Genomic DNA, 8,864 nt, shown 5'->3' with positions numbered 1-8,864 from the left:
ATTGGGTGAGTCCCTTATTAAAGGTGCGCTTTGAGCTAACGGAAGCGGGGGAATTACAATTGTATACTCCCACGGGGGAGCGGTTTGCGACCTATGTAGAGGCGATCGCCCAACTGCAACAAGAACGGGAAAGAATTCAACAGTTAGAACAAGCCCAGCGCCAGGCGATCGCCCCGTTAGCAGCAATGGGACTTGATGCCGAGGCGATCGCCAACATCCTATCCTTACCTGTAGAAACCGTGCAAGATTATCTGCAATAAAATGAGGATAATTGATTTCCTTAATGTCCCCATTCTTCTATCATGGTTTCAGTTCATCCCCAAATTGAGTATCCAGAAAGCGACGGGTTACCCTTGGCTGACAATACGATTCAGTTTCGCTACATTACCACCATCCAAGGAGGGCTAGATGCTCTCTATGCCGACGATCCGAATGTGTTTATCGCTGGTGATTTGCTTTGGTATCCCGTAGAAGGGGATAATCAAACGCGCATGGCTCCAGATGTAATGGTGGCATTGGGTAGACCGAAAGGCGATCGCCGCTCCTATCGACAATGGGAAGAAAATAATATAGCTCCCCAAGTGGTATTTGAAATTGCCTCGCGCAGTAACACGCTCAAAGAGTTGGAAGAGAAAAAGCTGAAGTTTTACAACCGTTACGGAGTGCAAGAGTATTATCTGTTTGACCCGGATCGAGTAAAACTTAAAGGATGGATACGCCAGCCACAAGGAGAATTATTGCCCATTGCGTCAATGCAAAATTGGGTGAGTCCCTTATTAAAGGTGCGCTTTGAGCTAACGGAAGCGGGGGAATTGCAATTGTATACTCCCACGGGGGAGCGGTTTGCGACTTATGTAGAGGCGATCGCACGGGTACGGAATACGGTGCTAGAACTCGAACAAGAACAGGAACGCTCTCAGCAAGCTCTTTTAGAACTGCAACAAGAACGGGAAAGAATTCAACAGTTAGAACAAGCCCAACGTCAGGCGATCGCCCCGTTAGCAGCAATGGGACTTGATGCCGAGGCGATCGCCAACATCCTATCCTTACCTGTAGAAACCGTGCAAGATTATCTGCAATAAAATGAGGATAATTGATTTCCTTAATGTCCCCATTCTTCTATCATGGTTTCAGTTCATCCCCAAATTGAGTATCCAGAAAGCGACGGGTTACCCTTGGCTGACAATACGATTCAGTTTCGCTACATTACCACCATCCAAGGAGGGCTAGATGCTCTCTATGCCGACGATCCGAATGTGTTTATCGCTGGTGATTTGCTTTGGTATCCCGTAGAAGGGGATAATCAAACGCGCATGGCTCCAGATGTAATGGTGGCATTGGGTAGACCGAAAGGCGATCGCCGCTCCTATCGACAATGGGAAGAAAATAATATAGCTCCCCAAGTGGTATTTGAAATTGCCTCGCGCAGTAACACGCTCAAAGAGTTGGAAGAGAAAAAGCTGAAGTTTTACAACCGTTACGGAGTGCAAGAGTATTATCTGTTTGACCCGGATCGAGTAAAACTTAAAGGATGGATACGCCAGCCACAAGGAGAATTATTGCCCATTGCGTCAATGCAAAATTGGGTGAGTCCCTTATTAAAGGTGCGCTTTGAGCTAACGGAAGCGGGGGAATTGCAATTGTATACTCCCACGGGGGAACGATTTGCGACCTATGTAGAGGCGATCGCACGGGTACGGAATACGGTGCTAGAACTCGAACAAAAAGACCTAGAACTTGAACAAGAACAGGAACGCTCTCAGGAAATTCAAGAGGCACTACAACGGGAACGGGAGCAACTGCAACAAGAGCGAGAAAGGAATCAACAGTTAGAACAAGCCCAGCGTAAGGCGATCGCCCCCTTAGCAGCAATGGGACTTGATGCCGAGGCGATCGCCAACATCCTATCCTTACCTGTAGAAACCGTGCAAGATTATCTGCAATAAACCGTGCATTACGCTTGCAGTTCGTCCAAACGGGCGAGAACTTCTTGGGAATGAATAGCAGGACGAACGCCGGTAAAGGTGGCGCGGAGAATGCCATCGGGGTCGATAATAAACGTATGGCGCATGGAGATAAACCGTAACCAGGAACCATAGGCTTTGCTCACTTCCCCGGTAGTATCGGCGAGTAGGGGAAATTTTAAGCCTTCACTATCACAGAAATCGGCATGGGATTTGATGTCATCGGCGCTAATGCCTAAAATTTGCGTATTGCGCTCTAGGTATTCGGGTAAGTCTTGTTGAAACCGCCGTGCTTCTAGAGTGCAACCGGGGGTAAAGTCGGCAGGATAGAAGTAGGCTACTACCCATTGTCCTTGGTAGTCGGAAAGGGCGATTTCTCCATCTCCGGTATTCGTGGGGAGTTGGAAAGAGGGCGCAGGTTCGCCAATTTGGGGAAGTTTGCCTCCTAGGGCGAGGGTGGGGGTTGCCCAGGGTAGGGAGAGCGCCAGGAGCAGCACACTGCTGAGAATAAGGCGTAAGAGCGATCGCCGATTCAAGGGATTCATGGGTATTTATGTTTGATAAGAGTTCAATTGCACACTGTAGCAGTTTCTTTCTGAGGAGAGGGGGTGTACTCTTATAAAGTGGTGTACCCTAAAGGCAAGTCAATCGTGGCTCAAACCTATCGTGCGAAAATTTTTGTCACCCTGCGCCCTTCCGTTCTCGATCCGGCGGGGGTTGCGGTGGAGTCGGGCTTAAAACAGTTGGGATATGAAACCGTGGAAGGGGTGAGAATTGGTAAATATATTGATTTGAAACTGCAAGCAGAGGGAGAAAAAGAGGCTCAGGAGCAGCTCGATCAAATGTGCGATCGCCTATTAGCTAATCCCGTGATTGAAAATTATCGTTTTGATTTGATTCCAGAGTAGGGGGATACGTCATGAAGTTTGGGGTGGTGGTTTTTCCGGGTTCTAACTGCGATCGCGATATGGTGTATGTGCTGCGCGATGTTTTAGGCTGCCCAACCCAGTTAATTTGGCATCAAGAAACCACGTTAGACGATGTGGATGGGGTGGTACTGCCAGGGGGATTTAGTTATGGGGATTATCTGCGCTGCGGGGCGATCGCCCGATTTTCTCCTATTATGGGGGCGATCGTTGAACATGCCCACCAAGGCAAGCTCATTTTCGGCATCTGTAACGGATTTCAGGTGCTAACCGAGGTGGGATTATTGCCGGGAGCCTTAACGCGCAACCAAGGACTTCATTTTATCTGCGATCGGCCCACCTTAAAAGTAGAAAATAATCAAACCACCTTTACCCATTTATACGCCAAAGATCAGAAAATTACTCTGCCCATCGCCCACGGAGAAGGGCGCTATTACGCCGATCCTGAAACCCTCGCTAAAATTGAAGACAACCAGCAAGTTCTCTTCCGTTATGTGGGCGAAAATCCCAATGGTTCCCTCAATGACATCGCCGGAATTTGTAATCAGAAGGGCAATGTCATGGGTATGATGCCTCACCCTGAACGCGCCAGCGATCCCATCTTAGGCGGAACTGATGGATTAGCCCTATTTAAGGGACTCTTGGAAAGCTTGAATCATTGACAATTAACAATTAACAATTAACAATTAACAATTAACAATTACAGTGCGAAGTGCTATTTTGAAGCACGGCCTTCTATCGTCATTTCAAGCAGTTTTTCTAAGGCCGGATAGTTAATTTTAGCGTTGTGACGGGCATCTACGGGGATTTTTGTCACAATTTTAATTTTGTCGATTTGGGCGAATTCTAGGGCTGATTTGAGCTGGGAGAATTGATGTTCATCCGGGGGGTGGAGGGGATTTAATTCTAAAATTAGCCACCGTTGATGGTTGTGGCTGATGAGGGCGGCTCGTTTGATCGTCGAGAATTGATGGGCGATCGCCTCTACACTTAATGGATAGAGTATCCCTTTTTCATCCTCAATCTTGGCACGGGTGCGGCCGAGCAGCCATAAATTACCGTCACTGTCCAGATAACCGGCATCTCCGGTACGATGCCAAGGGGTGTTACCAACGCGAAATTTGGTTTCTAAATCTCCCTCTCCGTTCACATAACCGGGTAAAACATGGTCGCCACTGACCACAATTTCCCCAGGAGTCAGGGGGGGCAAGGTATAGTCAGCAAAGGCTTCGGGAGTGAGGGGAGCAATGGGTTTTCCCCAGGAGTCGGGTATAATTTTTAGGTTAATTTCGGCGATCGGATGGCCGGCAAAGAGTCCGCCAAGGGAGGATGGAGCAGAAGTAGGGTTACTGAGCGAAGTCGAAGTATGGGCGATGGGTTCGGCTTCCGTGGAGCCATACATGGGGATAATTTGGGCATGGGTGGCGCAGTGTTGCAGGCGATCGCACAATGAAGGAAAAACCGGAGCGCCCCCGGTAAACATACACTGGAAACTCTCCAACCGGATCTGATGATCTTCGCAGTAGCTCACTAAACGCTCTAGAAACGCCGGAGAAGCAACCGTACTACTGGGTTGATGGGTTTGAATTTGCCGCACAATGGGAACAGGATTAATAAACCCCGGTTTTCTCAAATCCCCCGCAGGAATCAGACTCGTGACTCCAGAAGCCAGATTAGCCAAAATAAAGACCGGCAGTGTGGTTAAATCGATCGCCCCCGGTTCATGATGAAGATGACGCGCTAACACTTCATGCTGGGTGAGCAGAAAGCCATGGCTACGCAAAGCCGCTTTCGGTTTTCCCGTGCTACCACTGGTAAACGTCAGCAGAGCAGGGGTTTCAGCCGTTGCCGGGTAGAGCGTCGGGGAAGGGGAATAGGCGCGGAAACGATACCAATTTTTCAACCCTGGAAGGGAAATATGAGGAACCAACTTCAAAGGAATTTGCCGCAGTGCCGGAGATTTCAACAGGAGCAAACTGGCTTTTGGAGTCGCCAAAAGCGCTTGAGGGGGCGCTATTTCGCAACAGTTTTCTAGATGGGTTTGCCCGGCACTTGGATCGACAAACATAGCAATAATGCCCAATTTGAAGACTGCAAGCAGAGCAATGTAGAGATCGATAGACATAGGCAAGAATACCAGGACGCGATCGCCTGGGTTTAGCCCCAAATCTTGCAAATAAGCAGCCCCACAACTCGAAGCGCGATCCAATTGGGCAAAGGAAATCGACTGTTTCTGGGTGATAATCGCCGGGCGATCGCCCGACTGAGTACAGGGTTCTTGCAGACGCTCTTGGAGACGATGGGCAATATTCACCCTCACACCTCCTCTAACCATTGGGGAGGATTAATAATCAACTCTGCGGCGCGATCGTGATCCAAAGGTTTAGCGAAAAAATAGCCTTGAGCCGTCTCACAGCCAAGAGCTTGTAATTGTTTAATTTGGTCTAGGGTTTCCACTCCTTCGGCAGTCACATCCATCCCCAATTGGTGAGCCAGAGTAATAATCGCTTCCACAATTTTCAGATTATCTTCATTGCGATCTAAGTCCCCAATAAACGAGCGATCGATTTTCAAGGTATCCACCTTCAAGCGCTGGAGATAACTCAGAGAAGAATACCCCGTACCAAAGTCATCCAAACACACTCGGATTTGCCGGTCTCGAAACTGCTCGATCAGCACTTCTGATTGATCGTTTTCCATAATCACGCTTTCCGTGATTTCCAGCTTGATTAAGTTACCATCAATTTCCACCGCTTGCAAGATTCGATCCAATTGCTCGATCAAATCTGCTTGTAAAAATTGCTTAGTTGACAGGTTAATACTAATGGCGATCGGAAAATGGTTGAGATACAATTCTTGCCAAATTCGCAATTGTTGACAGGCTTCTTTTAAGATCCAACGACCGATGGGGACAATTAATCCCGTCTCTTCTGCCGCCGGAATAAATTCGTTGGGCGGAATAAATCCTCGCTCTGGATGCTGCCAGCGAACCAAGGCTTCAAACCCGGATATTTTACCCGTGGTTAAGGACATAATCGGTTGATATTGCAGAAAAAATTCATGGCGTTTTAAGGCTTGCCGTAAATCCATCTCTAGCCGCAGCAAGGATACGGCATTGGCGTGCATCGCTGAGTCAAAAATCTGATAGCTTCCTTGTCTTGACGCTTTTGCCCGGTACATCGCCGTTTCTGCATCTCGAAGAATATGTTGAGGAGGGCGTTCTTCTCCCATATAGAAGGTAATCCCGGTACTAATATTCAGGTATACTGTATGTTGATCGACATGGAAGGGAGCGATAAATTCTTGATGGATTTGTTCAGCAATTTCTGTGACTTCTTCTAAGTTGCGAATCTCTTCAAGTAAAATCGAAAATTCATCACCGCCTAAATGGGCTAAAGTATCAATTAAACGGGTTGAATTTTCTAGACGGCGAGCCATAGCAACGATCAATTGATCTCCAATCGTATGGCCTAATGAGTCGTTGATCACTTTGAAGCGATCGCCATCAATAAATAAGACTGCAAATCGATAATCCGGTTGATGCTTTTGCCGACTGACTGCATCTTCTAATCGCTCTAAAAATAAAGTCCGATTAGGTAAGCCAGTTAAGTTATTATAATAGGCCTGGTGATGCAGCCGTTTTTGCACTTTGTGACGTTCAATAATTTCTTTTTTGAGTTCTTGATTGGCCTGCTCTAGTCGGGCGGTTCTCTCTTGAACTCGTCTCTCTAGTTCTAGGTTCAGTTGTTCAACTTCAGCTTGTGCCGCTTTGCGATGACGAATTTCTTCTTGTAAATAAGTTTGTTGTTTTTTGAGCTGCTTAGTTAACCCCTGAATTTTGAGTTGTGTTTTTAAGCGAATAATGGTTTCCGGATCATTATATCCACTAAAAATACAATCTAAAACGCCCATCGAGAGTAATGTTTCTAATTGAATTTCCAATCGAGTATCGGCGATTAACACAACTGGAATATCAGAGGTTTTGAGATTTTCTTTCAGCTTTAAGCAAAGATCGTAATCTTGTGAGGTAATCTCATGGACTTTGAGAATAATCAAATCCGGCTGAGTCGATCGGGCAATCATCAGCGCCATTACGGGATTAGGTATATGACGCAGGGTATATCCTTCTTGACCTAACCAATGCTCTAAATCCTCGAATCCTTGGGATTGGGGATCGATCAGTAAGATATTTCCAAGTGGTAAAGAGGATGGCATCCGATCCATTTGTTGACTGGCAGATGGATATAATCTAGACACGAAAGAAGAAGATAACAACATTCAGGAGTAGTGGGAGGATGGAGGGGGAATTGATGGATCTAGCGATCGCCGCATAGTTTCTTCTCCCATAATTTTACTCCCTTTGGAGCTAACACCTGCGAAAAGTAAACTTGAGTTCAAATTCTCTCTAAATTTTAAAATACTCCGAATGCTCCTGACATCTTCTGTTATTCTATACCTCCTAGGCGTAAAGCAGAGAACAGCATTACGGTTCTGTGCGATCGCTCACCCAACCGTCGATAATCTCATATCCCCAATGGGGATGGGCTGCTAACAGGCGTTGAGCGGCTTCTATTTCGCCGATCGCGCACAAGTCGATCAGCTTTTGATATCCTTCTTGTTTTTCCAGCTCTCGCTGCTCCTGAGCCTGTTTTCGGCGCTGCTCAGGGCTGCTTTTGGGTCTTCCTGGAAGCAGAGGATCGATTTGGTGCAAGGGTTCCATGGAATGGGGAATGGGGAATAGGGAATGGGGAATGGGGAATGGGGAATAGGCAATCTTTCCCCATCTCCCTAAAAGGGTAACGAAGGCTGTACTTGGTTATCAATAATCTCATATCCCCATTCGGGATGCTGCTGGAGTTGCTGTTTTACCCAACTGCGTCCGAGGGGACTTTGATAGGCTTTTTGCAGTTGTTCTAGGGAGGGGGTAGCCTCTGGTTCAGGAGCAGGTTCAGAGGCGGGTAAGGCGGTAGGGGTAGACACTTGTAATAATTTCTCCATCACCTGTTCTTTGGTAATTTCGGGTCGTTGGGTGAAGGAGGGGGGTAAATAGGGGGTGGTTAAGCCTTTTTTCTTGGCTTTGAGGGCTTCATCGGCGAGGCGATCGCACTTTCGCAAGAATCCTTCCCATAGATCTTGAGCCAATACGGGTTTTCTCAGATCTGCTCGCGCTCTAGAAACGGCGACTTCTAGGGGTTCTCCTTTCTGCACATAGTATTGAATGCGTTCTTCTTCAAAAGCAGGATAGGGCACACCGGTTTCAATTTCCCAGTCCCGTTTGACCTGCTGACTCGACCCCAAGGGAATATTTTGAGTAAATTCATCCCAAAAAGGGGAAATCATGCCTTTGGTGAGTCCATCAACAATCTTAAACATCCATCCCGATGGATTGTCTAAACCTTTTTGTTTGGCATAGTCCAGCAGTTGGCGCTGAAATGCTTCTAATTGTTCTGGGGAGTTCCAAGGGCCGGTAAATTGATAATTAGGAGTAACAGGAACGGCGATCGCCTGACGTTTAACTGGAAAATAGCGATCGGCAGCCGGAGCAGTAGAGGCAGGAGATTGTCCACCCTGAAGCGCTGCTTCTAGGCGCTCCCAATTTAAGCGCACATCCACCACACCCTCTTTACCCGGTACTTGGCGCTCTTCTAATAATCCTTTTTGGGCTAACTGTTGGCGAGCAAGCTGCTGTTCTGCCTCAGTTAAACCAGTCTGAGCGGTTATATCTTGTGGGTTAAGTCTAGTCCAGTTGGGGGAGCGATCGCCTAATTGCTGCAAAATATGCCAGGCCAAAACAGCACCCACCACCCCACCTGTCGCCGCCGCCAGTTGGGGATAATAGACTTTAGGATCTGCTAAATTTTGGCAAAATTGAGCAAAATTCATCGCTAACCTGAATCGAAAAAAACTCTTCTTAACCTCCTCATATCAAGTCCGGTTTCCGCAAGCGGACATGAAAATTTGTTAAGAAGCGGGC

9 protein-coding genes and 1 pseudogene are annotated in these 8,864 nt (G+C 47.3%); 5 read left to right on the top strand and 5 right to left on the bottom strand.

The genetic code is table 11. From position 1 onward, the window contains the following. The 3 genes and pseudogenes from PMG25_RS20825 to PMG25_RS20815 all read left to right on the top strand — a co-directional run. A pseudogene (locus PMG25_RS20825) lies at positions 1 to 260 on the top strand (Uma2 family endonuclease); the annotation flags it as partial. A 42-nt stretch (positions 261 to 302) separates the two neighbouring features. Beyond that, entirely contained in the window at positions 303 to 1,082 is a 780-nt protein-coding gene (locus tag PMG25_RS20820; protein ID WP_283768817.1) for a Uma2 family endonuclease, read from the top strand. Positions 1,083 to 1,124: 42 nt separating this feature from the next. Then, entirely contained in the window at positions 1,125 to 1,946 is an 822-nt protein-coding gene (locus tag PMG25_RS20815) for a Uma2 family endonuclease (RefSeq protein ID WP_283768816.1), read from the top strand. Positions 1,947 to 1,954: 8 nt separating this feature from the next. On the opposite strand, the gene PMG25_RS20810 is transcribed toward PMG25_RS20815, so the two are convergent. Then, complete coding sequence (locus tag PMG25_RS20810) at positions 1,955 to 2,500, bottom strand: peroxiredoxin (RefSeq protein ID WP_347178897.1); 546 nt, start codon at positions 2,498 to 2,500, stop codon at positions 1,955 to 1,957. Between the two features lie 114 nt (positions 2,501 to 2,614). Between PMG25_RS20810 and purS the strand changes: the two genes are divergently transcribed. Continuing rightward, on the top strand, positions 2,615 to 2,872 hold the full coding sequence (gene purS / locus PMG25_RS20805; protein ID WP_283768814.1) for a phosphoribosylformylglycinamidine synthase subunit PurS: 258 nt from the start codon (positions 2,615 to 2,617) through the stop codon (positions 2,870 to 2,872). Between the two features lie 11 nt (positions 2,873 to 2,883). Continuing rightward, entirely contained in the window at positions 2,884 to 3,552 is a 669-nt protein-coding gene (gene purQ, locus PMG25_RS20800) for a phosphoribosylformylglycinamidine synthase subunit PurQ (protein WP_283768813.1), read from the top strand. A 53-nt stretch (positions 3,553 to 3,605) separates the two neighbouring features. On the opposite strand, the gene PMG25_RS20795 is transcribed toward purQ, so the two are convergent. From PMG25_RS20795 to PMG25_RS20780, 4 genes are all read right to left on the bottom strand, one after another. Then, positions 3,606 to 5,204, bottom strand: a complete 1,599-nt coding sequence (locus tag PMG25_RS20795; RefSeq protein WP_283768812.1) for an AMP-binding protein — start codon at positions 5,202 to 5,204, stop codon at positions 3,606 to 3,608. A 2-nt stretch (positions 5,205 to 5,206) separates the two neighbouring features. Beyond that, positions 5,207 to 7,105: a two-component system response regulator gene (locus PMG25_RS20790; protein WP_283768811.1), complete on the bottom strand. Its 1,899-nt coding sequence runs from the start codon at positions 7,103 to 7,105 to the stop codon at positions 5,207 to 5,209. Positions 7,106 to 7,373: 268 nt separating this feature from the next. After that, positions 7,374 to 7,610, bottom strand: a complete 237-nt coding sequence (locus PMG25_RS20785) for a hypothetical protein (protein WP_283768810.1) — start codon at positions 7,608 to 7,610, stop codon at positions 7,374 to 7,376. 68 nt (positions 7,611 to 7,678) lie between these two features. Then, complete coding sequence (locus tag PMG25_RS20780) at positions 7,679 to 8,773, bottom strand: hypothetical protein (protein WP_283768809.1); 1,095 nt, start codon at positions 8,771 to 8,773, stop codon at positions 7,679 to 7,681. Positions 8,774 to 8,864 lie beyond the last annotated feature (91 nt).

The organism is Roseofilum capinflatum BLCC-M114, assembly GCF_030068505.1.
Lineage (GTDB): Bacteria > Cyanobacteriota > Cyanobacteriia > Cyanobacteriales > Desertifilaceae > Roseofilum > Roseofilum capinflatum.
Note: the sequence above shows the minus strand (reverse complement) of the source record. Positions and strands in the feature narration are given on the sequence as shown.

What these genes read in the sequence shown, in the direction of transcription:
- PMG25_RS20820 (WP_283768817.1), top strand. Translation starts at nt 303, where the DNA reads ATGGTTTCAGTTCATCCCCAAATTGAGTATCCAGAAAGCGACGGGTTA.
- PMG25_RS20815 (WP_283768816.1), top strand. Translation starts at nt 1,125, where the DNA reads ATGGTTTCAGTTCATCCCCAAATTGAGTATCCAGAAAGCGACGGGTTA.
- purQ (WP_283768813.1), top strand. Translation starts at nt 2,884, where the DNA reads ATGAAGTTTGGGGTGGTGGTTTTTCCGGGTTCTAACTGCGATCGCGAT.
- PMG25_RS20790 (WP_283768811.1), bottom strand. Translation starts at nt 7,105, where the DNA reads ATGCCATCCTCTTTACCACTTGGAAATATCTTACTGATCGATCCCCAA.
- PMG25_RS20785 (WP_283768810.1), bottom strand. Translation starts at nt 7,610, where the DNA reads ATGGAACCCTTGCACCAAATCGATCCTCTGCTTCCAGGAAGACCCAAA.
- PMG25_RS20780 (WP_283768809.1), bottom strand. Translation starts at nt 8,773, where the DNA reads ATGAATTTTGCTCAATTTTGCCAAAATTTAGCAGATCCTAAAGTCTAT.